General features: G+C 39.6%; 17 protein-coding genes. 13 read left to right on the plus strand and 4 right to left on the minus strand.

Features of this window, described 5'->3' with window-relative positions:
* Positions 1-5 precede the first annotated feature (5 nt).
* The 5 genes from HL290_RS02290 to HL290_RS02310 are packed head-to-tail and all read left to right on the plus strand — an operon-like array spanning position 6 to position 5,219.
* Positions 6-797 (plus strand): DUF1365 domain-containing protein, encoded by a 792-nt coding sequence (locus tag HL290_RS02290; protein ID WP_198495474.1) that lies wholly within the window; start codon positions 6-8, stop codon positions 795-797.
* The gene (locus HL290_RS02295; RefSeq protein ID WP_005039510.1) at positions 794-1,993 is read left to right on the plus strand and encodes an SAM-dependent methyltransferase; all 1,200 of its coding nucleotides are present in this window, start codon (positions 794-796) and stop codon (positions 1,991-1,993) included. Before HL290_RS02290 ends, HL290_RS02295 begins: the two co-directional genes overlap by 4 nt.
* Positions 1,994-2,023: 30 nt before the next feature.
* Positions 2,024-2,803, plus strand: coding sequence for a DUF1295 domain-containing protein (locus tag HL290_RS02300; RefSeq protein WP_198495475.1), 780 nt, complete (start codon positions 2,024-2,026; stop codon positions 2,801-2,803).
* A gap of 8 nt (positions 2,804-2,811) precedes the next feature.
* Positions 2,812-3,861 carry an SAM-dependent methyltransferase gene (locus tag HL290_RS02305; RefSeq protein ID WP_198495476.1) on the plus strand — a complete coding sequence of 350 codons (1,050 nt, stop codon included), beginning with the start codon at positions 2,812-2,814 and terminating at the stop codon, positions 3,859-3,861.
* A 29-nt stretch (positions 3,862-3,890) separates the two neighbouring features.
* Positions 3,891-5,219, plus strand: a complete 1,329-nt coding sequence (locus HL290_RS02310) for a sensor histidine kinase (RefSeq protein ID WP_198495477.1) — start codon at positions 3,891-3,893, stop codon at positions 5,217-5,219.
* On the opposite strand, the gene HL290_RS02315 is transcribed toward HL290_RS02310, so the two are convergent.
* From HL290_RS02315 to HL290_RS02325, 3 genes are read right to left on the minus strand one after another with little or no spacing between them, the layout of a single operon-like run.
* The gene (locus HL290_RS02315) at positions 5,216-5,911 is read right to left on the minus strand and encodes a response regulator transcription factor (protein ID WP_003652559.1); all 696 of its coding nucleotides are present in this window, start codon (positions 5,909-5,911) and stop codon (positions 5,216-5,218) included. The two genes, HL290_RS02310 and HL290_RS02315, sit on opposite strands and share 4 nt — an antisense overlap.
* Positions 5,912-5,928: 17 nt before the next feature.
* Positions 5,929-6,423, minus strand: coding sequence for a chalcone isomerase family protein (locus HL290_RS02320; protein WP_004643374.1), 495 nt, complete (start codon positions 6,421-6,423; stop codon positions 5,929-5,931).
* Positions 6,390-6,962, minus strand: a complete 573-nt coding sequence (locus HL290_RS02325) for a nuclear transport factor 2 family protein (RefSeq protein WP_198495478.1) — start codon at positions 6,960-6,962, stop codon at positions 6,390-6,392. Before HL290_RS02325 ends, HL290_RS02320 begins: the two co-directional genes overlap by 34 nt.
* 281 nt (positions 6,963-7,243) lie before the next feature.
* On the opposite strand from HL290_RS02325, the gene HL290_RS02330 reads away from it, so the two are divergent.
* From HL290_RS02330 to HL290_RS02365, 8 genes are all read left to right on the plus strand, one after another.
* Positions 7,244-7,987 (plus strand): aspartate/glutamate racemase family protein, encoded by a 744-nt coding sequence (locus HL290_RS02330; RefSeq protein WP_198495479.1) that lies wholly within the window; start codon positions 7,244-7,246, stop codon positions 7,985-7,987.
* 136 nt (positions 7,988-8,123) lie between these two features.
* Positions 8,124-9,110 carry a quinone oxidoreductase family protein gene (locus HL290_RS02335; protein WP_005046238.1) on the plus strand — a complete coding sequence of 329 codons (987 nt, stop codon included), beginning with the start codon at positions 8,124-8,126 and terminating at the stop codon, positions 9,108-9,110.
* A gap of 11 nt (positions 9,111-9,121) precedes the next feature.
* A complete protein-coding gene (locus HL290_RS02340; protein WP_005046240.1) occupies positions 9,122-9,970 on the plus strand; it encodes a TauD/TfdA dioxygenase family protein in 849 nt (282 codons plus the stop codon).
* 60 nt (positions 9,971-10,030) lie between these two features.
* Positions 10,031-11,083 carry a 3-keto-5-aminohexanoate cleavage protein gene (locus tag HL290_RS02345; RefSeq protein WP_198495480.1) on the plus strand — a complete coding sequence of 351 codons (1,053 nt, stop codon included), beginning with the start codon at positions 10,031-10,033 and terminating at the stop codon, positions 11,081-11,083.
* A gap of 117 nt (positions 11,084-11,200) precedes the next feature.
* Positions 11,201-12,550, plus strand: coding sequence for an MFS transporter (locus HL290_RS02350; RefSeq protein ID WP_198495481.1), 1,350 nt, complete (start codon positions 11,201-11,203; stop codon positions 12,548-12,550).
* On the plus strand, positions 12,547-13,203 hold the full coding sequence (locus HL290_RS02355; RefSeq protein ID WP_198495482.1) for a DsbA family oxidoreductase: 657 nt from the start codon (positions 12,547-12,549) through the stop codon (positions 13,201-13,203). The genes HL290_RS02350 and HL290_RS02355 overlap by 4 nt, the downstream gene beginning before the upstream one ends.
* Before the next feature lie 14 nt (positions 13,204-13,217).
* On the plus strand, positions 13,218-13,526 hold the full coding sequence (locus HL290_RS02360; protein ID WP_198496372.1) for a Rieske (2Fe-2S) protein: 309 nt from the start codon (positions 13,218-13,220) through the stop codon (positions 13,524-13,526).
* Positions 13,519-14,529 carry a YeiH family protein gene (locus HL290_RS02365; protein WP_198495483.1) on the plus strand — a complete coding sequence of 337 codons (1,011 nt, stop codon included), beginning with the start codon at positions 13,519-13,521 and terminating at the stop codon, positions 14,527-14,529. The genes HL290_RS02360 and HL290_RS02365 overlap by 8 nt, the downstream gene beginning before the upstream one ends.
* Positions 14,530-14,638: 109 nt before the next feature.
* Here HL290_RS02365 and HL290_RS02370 read toward each other — a convergent pair whose 3' ends face one another.
* Complete coding sequence (locus HL290_RS02370; protein WP_045430413.1) at positions 14,639-15,649, minus strand: AraC family transcriptional regulator; 1,011 nt, start codon at positions 15,647-15,649, stop codon at positions 14,639-14,641.
* Between the last annotated feature and the right edge of the window lie 272 nt (positions 15,650-15,921).

Raw genomic sequence — 15,921 nt, forward strand, 5'->3', positions numbered from 1 at the left:
TTCAAATGTTATTAAATAAACTTGCTATAGCTCCTACACTTATTCGTCACCGACGCTATAGCCCCAAACAGCATCAATTCACATCGACCTTAAATTACTTATGGTTCGATCCAGATCAATTAAATGAGATTGCAAAAGATTGCTCACTTTGGTCAACCAATCATTGGAATGTCTTAGAACTATCCAAAAATGATTTTTTAAATATGTATCACGGTTCTATAAAGGAAAAAGTAGAAAAAGCGATACTGCAAAATAACAACTTACATATTAGGCCAGACTGGCAAATCAGAGTATTGGCTTTACCTCGTTGTTTGGGTTTTCGGTTTAATTCGGTCATCTTTTATTTTGTTTTAAATAAAGCCGGAAAACCACTATTTATTCTTAGTGAAATCACCAATACCCCATGGAATGAACGAAAAGTTTACATACACGACTGTATGAATCAACACTCCCATGTAGGCGGTTATGAAAGTTTTGATTTTAACTTTGAAAAATCATTTCACGTCTCGCCGTTTATGCCCATGCAGTTGACTTACCGTTGGCGATTTAGTTTTTCAGACCAGCAAAATGTCATTCACATGCAGCTCTTTGAAGAACAAAAACAAGTGTTTGATGCAACTATGCGGTTTGAACTTGTGCCCATCACATTTCCTTCACAGCAGTATCGATATGCTCTTATGAACAGCCTAGCCCCTTTTAAAATGTTGTTTTCAATATATTTAGAGGCATTTAAGTTGTGGCGAAAAAAAGTTCCATTTTATCGTCATCCTAAAAAGATCAAGGTAGATAAGACATGATAAAAACATTTCTTTATGGTGAAGATGACTCACTACCGTTACTGCTCAAGAGTCTTCTCAAACTACGTCATGGACAGATCACTTTTCAGGGCGCGTGGAGTGGTACGGTTGGCGAGGTTTCAGACTTACATGCTGTGATTGAAGTTCGCAATCCTTTGCTGATGGATCTCATTTTAAAAAATGGTGTTTTAGGAGCAGCTGAAGGCTATATCCGTGGTGATTGGAGCAGCGAACAACTTGTAGAGTTGGTTCAGATCTTGGCACGTAATCGAGATGTATTAGACCAGTTTAACCAGAATGTTATTGCACAGGCGAGCCAGTTTTTTCTGAAGGGTTGGTATAAAAATAGAAAAAATTCTATAAGCGGGAGCCGTAAAAATATTGCTGAGCACTATGACTTAAGTAATGACTTTTTTAAATTATTTTTAGACCCGTCTTTAATGTATTCGAGTGCTGTTTTTGAAAATGAAAACATGTCACTCGAAGACGCATCTGATTTAAAAAAAGAGCTCATCTGTAAAAAGTTAGATTTAAAACCAATGGATCATTTGGTTGAAATTGGAAGTGGGTGGGGCGGTTTTGCAATTTATGCAGCCCAACATTACGGCTGTAGAGTGACCACCATTACCATTTCACAAGCTCAATACGATGAAGCCGTTACTCGTGTAAGTGAAGCTGGGTTGGCACATCGAATTGATGTGCAATTAAAAGACTACCGCTTGCTCGAAGGAAAGTTCGATAAGTTGGTTTCAATTGAAATGGTTGAGGCCGTAGGTGCGCAGTATTTATCAACATATTTTGACCAATGTAAAGCGCTGTTAAAACCGAAAGGTTTGGCATTTATTCAAGCCATTACCATTGAAGATTTTCGTTATAAAAAAGCATTAAATACAGTCGATTATATTAAGCGTTATATTTTCCCTGGTAGCTTTATTCCTAGTGTGAGTGTATTGACTCAAACCGCCTCTGAAAGTGGTTTAAGGCTAAAGCATTTAAATGACATCGGTTTAAGTTATGCAAAAACAATTCATCACTGGCGAGCACGGTTTTTAATCGCGCGAGAGGAAGTATTAGCTCTGGGGTTCGATGAAAACTTCATTCGCATGTGGGATTTCTATTTATGTTATTGCGAAGGTGGTTTTAAAGAAGGCGTGATAAGCAATGTTCACTTGTTGTTTGAAAGTACCAGTTACTAACTCAAAACACATCAAGCAAGGAGACTGCTCATGTTTTGGAATTTACTGATTCTAGATTTAATGATCATGTTGTTGAGCTGGCTACTTGCCACAGCAAATGGTCGAGCTGGAATTGTAGATGCCGCATGGAGCTTCTGTCTGGCAGTAAACATTATTGTGTCTTCTTTACTCATTTCAGTTGTTCCAGTTGAAGTGCGACTTTTTGTCGGTATTTTTAGCGGCTTATGGTTTTTAAGATTATTTTGGCACCTGTTAAGACGTTATCAATCTGAACACAAAGAAGATGGTCGTTACGCGAACATGCGTCAAGCCATGGGTAAGTTCCAGCACGTTGGCTTTTTATTATTTTTTATTTTTCAAACCCTTTTGGTGCTTTTGTTCTTTTTTCCGATGTGGACGCTACTCAATGTAGAAGCAATTGAATGGAGTGGTGGATATAAAATCGCTTTAGTGATTGCTGCTGTCATCATGGTGATTGCCTTTATTGGAGAGCAGCTCGCTGATCAGCAGTTATACCGATTTAAATTAAATCCGGAACATCATGGCAAAACGATGGATCAGGGTTTATGGCGTTATTCACGTCACCCAAATTATTTTTTTGAATGGTTACACTGGTTTGCCTATCCAATCATTGGTTTAGCTGCGGGCCAATATTTATTGTGGATTTATCCGTTACTGATGTGGCTATTTTTATACTACGTCACGGGTATTCCATTTAGTGAAAAACAAGCAATTAAAAGCCGCGGCCAAAACTATCTTGATTATCAACAAAAAACATCAATGTTTATTCCGCGAAAACCCAAAAAATAGGTGCGCATATGGATTTTATTGTTCATCAGTCTTTAAAAATTGTTGAAAGTGGTGTGATTCCAGATCATGCAATTCGGGCAGCAATTCGTGCTTTAAGCAAAAAACGCTTAATTCAAGAAGGGCGTTATGACCCTGAACAAGGGGCACAGCGCTATATGGATGTGCTTAATATGCTGAAACGGAGCGAAATCGCCGTTGAAACGGACAAGGCAAATGAGCAGCACTATGAATTGCCGACTGAGTTTTTTCAGGCAGTGCTTGGAAAAAGACTCAAATACAGTGCTTGCTATTTTCCTACTAAAACAACAACTTTAGATCAGGCAGAGGAGCTCGCACTTCAGCTTTACTGTGAAAGAGCACAACTTAAAAACGGCCAACATATTTTAGAGCTAGGCTGTGGATGGGGTTCTCTAACATTATGGATGGCAGAAAACTATCCGCGCTCACAGATTACTGCTGTTTCAAACTCTGCAACCCAGAAAAAGCATATTCTTGGGCAAGCAAAGTTGAAGGGTTTAACGAATCTTGAAGTGCTCACATGTGATGTGAATGTGCTCGAATTAGACCAAGATCAGTTTGATCGGGTTGTATCGGTTGAAATGTTTGAACACGTTCGTAACTATCAACGTCTTTTTGAGAAAATTCAGGGATGGTTGAAGGCAGATGGGCTACTTTGGTGTCATATTTTTTGCCATCGCTTTTTACATTATCCTTTTGAAGTAAAATCAGATTATGATTGGATGTCCAAGTATTTCTTTACAGGCGGTTTAATGCCTGCGACATCAACTTTTTTGCATTTTCAAGAGCATTTAGAGTTGTCTCAACAGTGGCAGTGGTCGGGTGAACATTATATGAGAACTGCAAATGCTTGGCTTGATAATATGGATAATCAAGAAGTTGAATTGAAGCCTCTGTTTAAAAAAATCTATGGAAAAGATGCCAATATTTGGTGGCAACGTTGGCGTATTTTCTTCATGGCTTGTGCTGAGCTGTTTGGTTTTGAGCAAGGACAAGAATGGGTAATTGGTCACTTTTTATTTAGAAAGAGATCATTGTAATTTCTACAGCCTATCCCGGCGATAAAGATATGATAAGAACTCGACATGATGGCAAATCTAGTCATCCATTAGCCAAAATGTTCAATCGATATTATTGGTTGCAGATTGGTCTGATTGCATTATCGATCGTGGTCGGGTTGGCTTGTAGTGCATGGGTCATTAAAGGCTCTTTACTTAAAACCGCTTTAGAGCAGGAAATGGAGCATTACTGGTTACGCATAGAACGTGACCCAAATGCAGATTTACCGGATACGAAAAATTTATATGGATATCGGTGGAATACAGAGATTGCACCTCAACCATTTCGGGGCATGCATTTAGAAAGTGGGGTGCACCGAGTATTCGTTGATGGTAAAGAGCGAATGACAGTTTATGGTGAGCATAATGGTCAACATGTTCTGTTGGTATTTGGCGAGAGCAATGTCAATAAGCTGATCTGGCTATTTGGACTGGCTCCGCTCATGTTTAGTTTGTCTGTGCTATATAGCTTTTTATGGTGGTCAAATCGAAAAGCCAGACGCTATTTTTCCCCAATTACACGCTTGGCAAATGCTTTAGAAAATATCGATTGGGCACATCAAGATACCCAAGCATCTCCTTTTAGAGATATTAATACCAATGGCAACATGGAAGCAGAATATCTCAAGCAAGCCTTGGAAAAATATCATCAAGTTTTAAGTGATTTTATTCGACGCGAAAGGGAATTTACGGGAGATGTGAGCCATGAGCTGCGTACTCCGCTTACGATCTTGAAAGGTAATGTGCAACTTTGTCAGGCGAGATATGGAGATGATAAAGCCTTAATTCGTCTTCATAATACGATTGAGGATATGCAGTTATTAGTTGATACCTTACTGGCGATTGCACGTAATACAGTAAAAAGCTTACCGTCTGAGAAGAATTTTTTATCTAGAATTGTGAAGGATTTAGTCGAAAGTTTACAAGCAGTGAGTGAGAGTAAGGGAATACATATTCATATTCAACCCGACCTTTCTGAACAGCCGCGCTGGTTATATCCCTCTATGACTAAAATGGTTTTAAGCAATATTTTACGTAATGCGCTGAATTATTCTCAAGGCTCACAAATTGACATTATTCAACAAAAAAACAGCCTAATTATTGCTGATAATGGAATTGGAATTTCTCTACCTAATGATGTGAAAGTACAAGAGCTCAGTGACTCCCAACTTTCTTTAAAAGTTAAAGGCCACGGAATTGGTTTGCAATTGGTGCAAAAGCTTTGCAAACAATTAGGATGGCGAGTGGAGTTGTTTGATCGGCAGTACTATTTAACTACTCATCCTGAGTTGGACTTAGAACAGGCAACAGGTTTAATTGTTGTGGTCTATTTGAGCTAACTTGCAGAACTGTCTAAAGCAATTTTTAAACCGACGCCTGCCACTGTATGTAATAGCTTAGGGTCAAAAGGTTTATCAACCATTTTTCTTAAATTATAGATATGACTACGTAACGCATCACTTTCAGGTTCTTCATCGCCCCATAACTCCATCATCAGTTCTTGTTTGGTCACCACTTTTGGAGATTGACGCATCAAAATTTTTAATAATTTAAATTGAATAGGCGGCAATTCGATATTATTTCCGGCACGAATAACTGTTTGGGTTGCGCTATCAAGAATTAAATCATGAATCTGAATTTTATGGTGAGTAACTTCGCCAGCTGCTCTTTTAATTAATGCACGAATCCGCATGACTAATTCGTTAAAATCAAAGGGTTTAACCAAATAATCATCTGTTCCAGCGGTAAAGCCTTTAAGTTTGTCATCTAAAGTATCTCTTGCTGTCAGCATAAGGACAGGAATATCAACACCCTGTTCGGTGCGCAGCCAGTTGCACAGATCATAACCTGAACCATCGGGCAAATTTATATCAAGCAGCAAAAGATGATAATGCTGCGATTTGAGGAAAGTCCGTGCAGCATCTAAATTACGCGCATGATCGATGATATAACCATGCACTTCAAGAAATTCGCAGACGGTTGCTGCAAGTTCAAAATGGTCCTCAACCATGAGGATAAAATGATTACCCATAAGATTTTATTAAGCCATTAATTTAATAATTGTTGTTTTAATTTAGCATTAAATGGTTCGCTACCAAACCAGATTTTAAAATATTGATTTGCATTCGGATTGTTTAAAGAACCGAGTAGCTTCTGGTTTAATTTTAGTTCTAGTTTTTGATTTTCATGTTGGTAATACAAACTATATAAATCTCCATTTTTGATGGGTCTATAAAGTTCATTAATATGATTAAGCGGAGATTTTGCATCAAATCCACTAATATTCTTTTTCAAATAATGGGTTGCTGCACGTTTAAAAGCCCACTCGGGAATATCGCGGTTATAGCTAAAGTCCATTTTGATGCTTTGACTCTGCCAATTTTTTAAGCAATCTTCAGCAAAGTAACTGACATTTCCCACTTTCTTACTCGTTACCATCAAAGGTGCTGAACTACATTTTTTCAGTTCAGCCGCGTTAGCTTGAGATACGATCAAGATTCCCAGAAATATTAAGACTCGACTTTTTTGAACGGTAATATCCATTTATAGACTCCTCCAAAGATTGGTAAAGAACGGTAGAGACCATTCGCCGGATCCCAATAATCTTGCTGGAAAATAATTTTTTGCTGATCATTAATCTTAATTTGACTCATTCCATAAGAAGCCATGGTTTTAGAGCGGCCTAGCATTTTAAAGTCATAGGTCATGTACCAATGGATATAGGCTGTATCTTGGTGATGAGTTGCACTAATGAGTTTTACAGTGACATTACTTACTCGGGCATTCATGCCTTCAAAATGTTTGATCAGATCTGTTTTCTGAGAGAACTGCGAGAGTGTGTCATTGATATACAGCTGATCAGCGTAAAGTTTACTCGCGTTATTCACAAAAGAAGGGGTGCCAAGCGTATTAAATGCGGCAACAAAACGATTGCCAATATCTAGCGCTTGTTGGTCATTTAATTCTATTCCAGTAATTTTTTGTTCGGCTTTGCCGTAGTCACCTGAGTAGCTAGGCACACTTTTACACGCTGTTAAACCTATCAAGGTAATCAGCCCTAAGGCTGTAGTTATAATTTTCATGTCTATATCCGAGCCAACTTTATAAGATTAAATTAAAGAGCTGGTCGTGAAGTTTGCGTGAATTCTTATGTTTTATGATTTGGGGTTAATGGAGAGAGTTTTCTGTTTTGGAAATTTCATAAACTAGGTCTATATCAACTTAGAAATTTCTCTGGACGTCACAGCTTTTCATATTAATAAATAGAGTAAGCTAGAAAAAATTTAATAAAGCAATTTTATTCTAGCTGCACTTTACCCATAAGAGATATAGATTACATTTGAATAAATAGAAGGATTCAATAATGAAAACAATCGGCTTATTAGGTGGAATGAGTTGGGAATCTACAGCGCTTTATTATCAACAAATTAATAAAATGGTTCACGGTAAATTAGGAAAACTGCATTCTGCTAAAGTGATTATTAATAGTGTTGATTTTGAAGAAATAGCAGCCTTGCAAGCAAAAGGTTTGTGGCAAGAAGCGGGTGCATATTTAGCCGAGCAGGCGCTAAATTTAGAGAAAGCAGGGGCAGAGTGTATTTTAGTGTGTACCAACACCATGCATAAAATTGCACCGCAGATTGAGGCTGCTATTACGGTTCATTTTATACACATTGCCGATGCGACAGCAAAAGAAATTGTGAGTCAAGACATTGGTAAAGTCGCACTGTTGGGAACAGCTTTTACAATGGAGCAAGATTTTTATAAAGCTCGATTACAGGATCATGGAATTGACGTGATTATTCCAAATGAAGCCGACCGAAAGATAGTACATCGTATTATTTATGAAGAACTTTGTTTAGGTGTGACTAACCCAGATTCACAGCAAAAGTATATTGCTATTGTAGAGGCGCTGATAGCTGAAGGCGCAGAAGGAATTATCTTGGGTTGTACCGAAATTTGTATGTTGATTGGTGAGCTTAAATTCTCGGTTCCTTTATTTGATACGACTACCATTCATGCAAAAGAGGCGGTGAGTTTTAGCTTAAACGAAAATAAAAACTCTAAAAGCGCCAATCTACGCATGACTGCTGCGAATATTCTTTAGCAATATTTCAAATATCCTTTGTCATTAATCGTTAAGCCTGTGTCGTCAAATGTAAAGTGGCCCATATCCTTCTTATTGTAGTTTTAGTTATTGCTTTTATAGGCACTTAATAAAAAACCAAAATATGGGATAGGACATGACGTTGACGAAAGCTATACGTTTCTATGGAACAGGAACGCCAGAAGTAATGCGCTACGAAGATGTAGAAGTAGGAGATCCAAAAGCTGGAGAAGTACGCCTACGTCATGTGGCAGTCGGCCTAAATTATGCCGATACATATTTTCGTAATGGAACGTATAAAATTCCAATGCCTAATGGCATGGGCGTCGAAGCTTCAGGTGTCGTCGAAGCTTTAGGCGAAGGAGTGACTCAGCTTAAAGTAGGTGATCGAGTTACTTATACAGGTTTTTTAAATACGTTAGGTGCATATAGTACCCACCGTCTAATTCCAGCAAATGCTTTAATTAAATTACCCGAAGAAATTTCTTGTGAAACAGCGGCAGCCATGACCATGAGAGGGTTGACCGCTGCTTATCTAATGCGCCGTATTTATGACTTTAAAGCTGGCGACTCGATTTTATTACATGCAGCTGCAGGTGGAGTTGGGTTGATTGTTTCTCAGTGGGCTAAATTACTTGGCTTGACTGTTATCGGTACAACGTCTTCAGAAGAAAAAGCTGCTGTAGCAAGAGCTCATGGTTGTGATCATGTCATTAATTATAGCCATGAAAATGTTGCTGAACGTGTACGCGAGTTAACAGGGGGCGTTGGTGTAAATGTCGTTTTTGATAGTGTCGGTCAAGCCACTTTCATGAGTTCATTAGATTCCTTAAAACGCCGTGGTTTGCTGGTCTGTGTAGGAACTGCGTCTGGTCCAATTCCTGCTTTTGATCCGGTATTACTTGCTGTGAAAGGTTCATTGTTTGTGACTCGTCCAGCTTTGGCTGATTACATTGCAGATCCTGCTGAGAAAAGGGAACTGGCAAATGAATTATTTGAGCACGTTCGACATGGACGAATCAAAATTGAAATTAATCAGCGTTATGAGCTAAAGGATGCTGTACAAGCTCATCGTGATTTAGAAGCACGTAAAACAATAGGTTCATCAATTTTTGTAATTTGAAAGGATTCCTTATGCAAATTGAACAACTAACTTGCAATATTGGCGCGGAGCTTAGTGGGGTAAAACTCGCTGATGCAATTTATGACGATGGTTTATTTGCTGAAATTCGCACTCAACTGCTTAACCATCGTGTTTTGTTCTTGCGAGATCAACATTTAACCCGTCAGGATCATGTCGCATTTGCAGAAAGATTTGGGCAGTTAGAAGATCATCCAGCGGTTGGGAGTGATCCTGATCATCCGGGTTTAGTGCAGATTTACAAACATCCGGAAAGCCCAGTCAATCGTTATGAAAATGCTTGGCATAGCGATGCAAGCTGGCGCAAGGCCCCACCTATGGGATGTGTGCTGCATTGTGTTGAATGTCCGCCTGTAGGTGGAGATACGATGTGGACCAATATGGTCATGGCCTATGAGTCTTTACCTGAAGATATTAAGGATAAGATTGCTGACTTACGTGCTTACCACAGTATAGAAGCGAGTTTTGGTGCTGCGATGCCACTCGAAAAACGCTTGGACTTAAAAGCAAAGTTCCCCGATGCTGAGCACCCGGTGGTACGTACTCATCCTGAAACGGGCGAGAAAATTTTGTATGTAAATGCATTTACAACACACTTCAGTAACTATCACACCAAAGAACGTGTCAGGTTTGGACAAGATGCCAATCCGGGCTCAGCTGAACTACTACGTTACTTAATTTCTCAAGCCTATATTCCAGAGTTTCAAGTGCGCTGGCGTTGGAAGCCTAACAGTATTGCAATTTGGGATAACCGCAGTACACAACACTATGCCGTGATGGACTATCCGCCGTGTCATCGAAAAATGGAACGGGCAGGCATTATTGGTGACGCAACCTATTAAGGCTATAGGCTAAATCATTTTATCTATTTGAAAATTCTAAAAATATATAAGGAGATGCACATGCAATTCTTTGATGACTCATTGCACCCAGAAAATATGGAAAAAGTAGTCATTACCGTTGCGCCGTATGGTCCAGAGTGGATGCCTGAAGACTTTCCAGAAGATATTCCTGTGACCATGGATGAGCAAATACAAAAAGCGGTCGAATGCTATGAAGCGGGTGCTACGGTGTTGCATTTACATGTCCGTGAGCTTGATGGTAAAGGCTCTAAACGCCTCTCAAAATTTAATGAACTCATCGCAGGCGTTCGTGAAGCTGTACCTGACATGATTATTCAGGTGGGTGGTTCGATTTCATTTGCACCAGAGAGTGATGGTGAGGCGGCACTATGGTTAAGTGATGACACTCGACATATGTTGGCTGAACTTACACCAAAACCTGATCAGGTCACGGTGGCAATTAACACCACACAAATGAATATTATGGAGTTGCTCTATCCTGAATATTTAGAAGGAACTTCATTGGCACATCCGGCGACTCAGGCAGCATATGCAGAGATGACTGTGCCAGCCGGTCCTGCATGGGTAGCCGAACATCTTAAACGCTTATGTAAAAACAATATTCAACCGCACTTTCAATTAACGGGAATGCATGGTCTTGAAACCCTAGAACGTATGGTGCGTAAAGGGTTGTATATGGGGCCGTTAAACTTAACTTGGATTGGAATTGGTGGTGGTTTTGATGGTCCAAACCCATTTAATTTCTTTAATTTTATTCATCGTGTACCTGATGGATGTACTTTGACATCCGAATCTCTGCTCAAAAATGTATTGCCCTTTAACACCATGTCGATGGCAATGGGGTTACATGCTCGTGTTGGAAATGAAGACACGATCATTGATCATCACGGACGCCGTTTTTCCTCTGTAGAGCAAATTAAGCAAACCGTTCGAATTGCCCATGAACTAGGTCGTGAAATTGCATCAGGAAAAGAAGCCCGTGAAATTTACCGTATTGGGGTGCAATACAACAGTATTGAAGAAACCCTAATCGCAAATGGTATGGCACCCAACCGTCAAGCTGGGCAAAAAGGCATTCCCCAGCGTAAATAATGTGACAAGGTCTAACGGAGTTTAGACCTCAATTGTAGTGCAGCTTATTTGCTTTGATTTTAAAGACGCAATGCTGCACTAGCTAAATAGAAATTATAAAAAATACAAGGAGGTCTTATGAATGCGCATCAGTATTCAGATCAGATGAGCGATGTTGATACGTCAATCAGTATACCTCGTCGTTATGCATGGCTTGTTTTTGCTTTGACTTTTGGCTTGCTCATTTCCGATTACATGTCACGGCAGGTATTAAACGCTGTCTTTCCATTGCTTAAAACGGAATGGTTACTCAGTGACAGTCAGCTTGGTTTGCTCAGTGGCATTGTCGCCTTAATGGTAGGTTTATTGACTCTGCCGTTATCTTTATTAGCAGACCGTTTTGGACGAGTTAAAAGCTTAGCCATTATGGCGACATTATGGAGTTTGGCGACTTTAGGGTGTGCACTGGCTGAAAACTATGAGCAAATGTTTATTGCTCGTTTTATGGTTGGTGTGGGTGAGGCGGCCTATGGCAGTGTTGGTATCGCAGTGGTTGTTGCTGTTTTCCCTAGAGAAATGCGTGCAACACTCGCAAGTGCTTTTATGGCTGGCGGTGTATTCGGTTCATTTTTGGGTATGGCTCTAGGTGGTGTTCTGGCACAGCACTTTGGCTGGCGTTGGGCTTTTGGTGCCATTGCTTTATTTGGCCTCATTTTAGCTTTTCTATATCCAGTTCTGGTCAAAGAAAAAAGAATAGCTTCTTCACATCAAAATAAAAATCGTAGCAAAACCCTGCACATTCGAAGCCCTTTAAAAACTTTATATTCAAGTCGTTCAGTCATTGCTACTTATATTGGTAGTGGCTTGCAATTATTTGTTGGCGGCACAGTGATTGTCTGGATGCCGAGTTATCTCAATCGCTATTACGGCATGAGTACCGACACGGCTGGTGTAATGGCGGCGGTCATTGTGCTGTGTAGTGCGGTGGGCACAATTTTATGTGGCATGTTATGTGATTATTTGGGCCGTAATTGTCCTGATCGTAAGGTCAGTTTAGCTATTACATACTGCGTGGTTAGTTGTGTTCTTTTATTAATTGCTTTTGCTGTGCCTGCGGGACGTAACCAGTTGCTTCTCATTTGTCTTGGAATGTTTATTGCCTTAGGAACCAATGGTCCATCCAGTGCCATGGTGGCCAATCTCACACATAACTCAGTTCATGGCTCTGCTTTTGCAACGCTCACCTTGGCTAACAATTTTCTTGGCTTAGCTCTTGGTCCTCTGGTCGTTGGCAAAGTATCTGATGTGATTGGTTTACATAGCGCATTTCAACTGATGCCATTGGTCAGTATTTCAGCCGCTGCCGTATTTTTTTATGCCAAACGTCATTATCACAAAGATATTGCACGCTTTGAGCAGCAAGGAATGACTGAACTTAAAAATCATTCAGATAACCAAATACAAAAATGCAGGATGAATAATAAATGATGATTCGGCAATTACACATTGATGTATTTTTTGACTTTATTTGTCCTTGGTGTTTGATCGGCAAACGTCAGTTACTGATCGCTATAAATAGATTTTATCAGCTTCACCCTAGCGTCAAAGTTGTCGTGCATTGGCGAGGTGTTCAGCTCATACCGGACTTGGCAGCTGAAGGCGTACCTTTTCAAACGTTTTATTTGAAAAGATTAGGTAGCTTGACAGCAGTTCGCATGAGACAGGAACAAGTCAATAAAGCCGCAAATAAAGTTGGACTCAAGATCGATTTTGAACAAATTAAACGCATGCCAAACACGGCTAAGGCTCATCGCTTATTTGATAAAGCTTTAAAAATCGGCACTCCTGAGCAGTGCAATATGTTGTTAGAACAACTCTTTGCCGCATATTTTTATGATGGATTAGACATCGGAAATACCACCACTTTATACAAAATTGCAAAACGTTGTGGCTTCCCACCTGAGCTAATCAAAAACTTACTTATTCAAGATCATCAAGATTTTATCTCTGCAAGTACAGGCGGTAATGGTGTGCCTTACTTTATTTTTGATCGGGCTTCTGCATTAGTTGGAGCGCAATCAGCAGATTCACTTTATCAAGTAATGCATGAGGCCCTTGTTGTTCAGGGAGAATTAATGTGACTACTCGATTTGAAGTGCCCCTAGAAAAAATACCGAATGTAGGTGAACGGGCTTTTTTTAAAATTGGAGATAAAACTCTCGCGCTATTTAATATTGCGACTCAATTTTATGCAATTGATGACAGTTGTCCTCATCAGGGGGCATCGCTATTTAGCGGACGTTTGGAAGGACGAGTAATTCAGTGCTGTGCCCATGGTCTACGCTTTGATTTAACAAATGGCTGTTTACTTAATTCTTCTCAGCTCAAAGCTGCAATCTATCCCGTAGAAGTGATTGAGGAAAAAGTATTTATTGTGATGGGTTCTGGGGAAAATCATGACTAGCTTAGTTTTGAAAAATTTTACCCAGCGCACAAGAGAATTAGCACCGGGTTTTGTGGTCAGTTCGGTCGTTGCTGCGGCTGCCTGTTTTTTATCAGAGCACTATGGTGCCCCAGTCATGTTATTTGCCTTACTGCTAGGTATGAGCCTAAATTTTTTAGCAGCTGAGAGTAAATGTAAAGCAGGTATTGAATTCACCGCACGTACTGTGCTTCGAATGGGTATTGCCTTACTAGGCATGCGTATAACTTTAGGACAAATCACTGCACTAGGGTGGCAGCCTGTAGCCTTAGTCATAACTCTGGTTGTTGTAACAATCGCCGTCTCTGTGATTGCAGCTAAAATTTTAGGTTTCCAAAGACTATTTGGTATGTTGACCGGTGGATCAACCGCAATTTGTGGTGCTTCAGCTGCGCTAGCATTGTCAGCTGCCTTTCCGAATCATCCCCAAAAAGAAAAAGCGACCTTGTTTACAGTCATTGGGGTCTCTGCACTTTCAACATTAGCAATGATTGTCTATCCAATGATTGCGAAGTGGTTAGAACTATCGCCACAAGCTGCTGGTGTCTTTCTCGGAGCTACCATTCATGATGTAGCGCAAGTGGTGGGAGCTGGTTATAGCATGTCTACCGAAACAGGTGATACTGCGACTGTGGTTAAGCTCATGCGTGTGGCAATGTTGCTCCCAGTGATTGTTTGTGCAGCAATGATTACCCGCATGCAAGGTGCAGATTCAACGGGAGAACGACCACCATTACTGCCTTGGTTTGCAGTTGGCTTTTTAATACTCGCTTGTATTAACAGTACAGGATGGGTACCAGTAATGATTCAAAATGGAATAAACGATTTATCACGCTGGTTTTTAGTCATCGCAATTAGTGCTTTGGGTATGAAAACTCAGTTGAAAGAATTGGCATCTGTCGGGATTAAACCAATTCTTCTCATGGTCGGCGAAAGCATATTTTTAGTGGTATTAGTCTTAGCATTAATGCACTTTTGGTTTTAACTTAATCTTAAATCTTTAGAGGAGGTTTTGGGTTATTCACAAAACTTCTTCTTTTATTTAAAGCTGCGTTTGAATCAATTCATCTTCTTTACTCTAAATACACACGTGCTTAATTCAGTAGCGATTTGTTATGACTACGCCACATATTTGGTGACATCCCAAATTGACTAATGAACCAACGAGTAAAAGAACTCGGCATTGAATAACCTAAAATATCAGACACTTGAGCGAGTGAATAATTTAGATTTTTTAAATAGCGAAATACTAGATCTTTACGTACTTCATTGATTAAATCACTAAAACTCGTTTGTGCTTCTTCTAAGCGACGCTGTAAGGTCCGGACATGAATACCATGGGTTTGGGCCACTTGATCAATCGTAGCGCGGCCCATTGGTAAAAGAAGATAAATACTTTTACGAATATCAAAAATCATGGTCGATTCATTACTATTCTGCAAAATATCTAAATAACGCTGTGCATGGTTGGCCATAGCCAGATTTGCTTGAGGATTAGTTGTATCAAGTTCGGCCGCCGTACAAACAATGCCATTAAAGTCACTGCCAAATTCTAAGGCACAGCCAAAAATCCGCCGATGGAGGGTTAAATCGCTTGGTGGATTATGGGTGAAGTGAACACTTAATGGTCGCCATTTTTGCATCAGTAACGCTGCACAAAAACGATGGGTAATTCCTAAAGCAAGTTCAGTGGCTTGGCGACTATATCCGCAAGTTGTGGTCACCACCTCTTCTCGAATAACCACCGTATCGTCAACTTCCTCAATATAAATCTCAAGTGAGTTATTGAGTAAATTCCTATAACGAACAATCGTTTGTAAGGCATCTCGTAAAGTATGCTGATAATTTAACAAAAGGCTAATTTCACCAAAATCTGCAATTTCGCGTTGCTCTGCCATATGTAAACCGAAAACATCGCAACTACTCATTTGGGCTGAGTCTTCAAGCAAGGTAATGGCTTTATCTACAGGAATGCGTTGTTTAAGATCATTCAATTGAGTTTGGCTAAGCCCAACACGTGATAATAAATGGTAGGGGTTTAGATCTAATTGTTGAGCAACTGCCAAATAATTTTTTAAAGAGGCCGTATGCGCAAGAGGTACCATTTTATTATCTCCTTGTTCTTAATCAGCCATATTCCTTATGGCTCATCTTTACTTATAACCAAAATATACACATTACAAAAGCTTTTATTTAAGAGCTTAATTGTTAAGCACGCTTAAAGTGAAACTTCTTGTTTTAACTTAATTGTAATTACAAAAATTATTTTAATGAATTTAAGAAATTTTAAAAAGATGTGTCGTCAAATGAAAAGTCCGTGACGCCTTATGTACACCATTAACTGAAATGAGCCTTTATTGTGAGTGGAGTTTTATAA

Source organism: Acinetobacter sp. AC1-2 (genome assembly GCF_016124155.1).
GTDB classification, from domain to species: Bacteria; Pseudomonadota; Gammaproteobacteria; order Pseudomonadales; family Moraxellaceae; genus Acinetobacter; species Acinetobacter calcoaceticus.

Coding starts and splice junctions, on each gene's coding strand:
- HL290_RS02290 (WP_198495474.1), top strand. CDS start 6: ATGTTATTAAATAAACTTGCTATAGCTCCTACACTTATTCGTCACCGA.
- HL290_RS02295 (WP_005039510.1), top strand. CDS start 794: ATGATAAAAACATTTCTTTATGGTGAAGATGACTCACTACCGTTACTG.
- HL290_RS02300 (WP_198495475.1), top strand. CDS start 2,024: ATGTTTTGGAATTTACTGATTCTAGATTTAATGATCATGTTGTTGAGC.
- HL290_RS02305 (WP_198495476.1), top strand. CDS start 2,812: ATGGATTTTATTGTTCATCAGTCTTTAAAAATTGTTGAAAGTGGTGTG.
- HL290_RS02310 (WP_198495477.1), top strand. CDS start 3,891: ATGATAAGAACTCGACATGATGGCAAATCTAGTCATCCATTAGCCAAA.
- HL290_RS02315 (WP_003652559.1), bottom strand. CDS start 5,911: ATGGGTAATCATTTTATCCTCATGGTTGAGGACCATTTTGAACTTGCA.
- HL290_RS02320 (WP_004643374.1), bottom strand. CDS start 6,423: ATGGATATTACCGTTCAAAAAAGTCGAGTCTTAATATTTCTGGGAATC.
- HL290_RS02325 (WP_198495478.1), bottom strand. CDS start 6,962: ATGAAAATTATAACTACAGCCTTAGGGCTGATTACCTTGATAGGTTTA.
- HL290_RS02330 (WP_198495479.1), top strand. CDS start 7,244: ATGAAAACAATCGGCTTATTAGGTGGAATGAGTTGGGAATCTACAGCG.
- HL290_RS02335 (WP_005046238.1), top strand. CDS start 8,124: ATGACGTTGACGAAAGCTATACGTTTCTATGGAACAGGAACGCCAGAA.
- HL290_RS02340 (WP_005046240.1), top strand. CDS start 9,122: ATGCAAATTGAACAACTAACTTGCAATATTGGCGCGGAGCTTAGTGGG.
- HL290_RS02345 (WP_198495480.1), top strand. CDS start 10,031: ATGCAATTCTTTGATGACTCATTGCACCCAGAAAATATGGAAAAAGTA.
- HL290_RS02350 (WP_198495481.1), top strand. CDS start 11,201: ATGAATGCGCATCAGTATTCAGATCAGATGAGCGATGTTGATACGTCA.
- HL290_RS02355 (WP_198495482.1), top strand. CDS start 12,547: ATGATGATTCGGCAATTACACATTGATGTATTTTTTGACTTTATTTGT.
- HL290_RS02365 (WP_198495483.1), top strand. CDS start 13,519: ATGACTAGCTTAGTTTTGAAAAATTTTACCCAGCGCACAAGAGAATTA.
- HL290_RS02370 (WP_045430413.1), bottom strand. CDS start 15,649: ATGGTACCTCTTGCGCATACGGCCTCTTTAAAAAATTATTTGGCAGTT.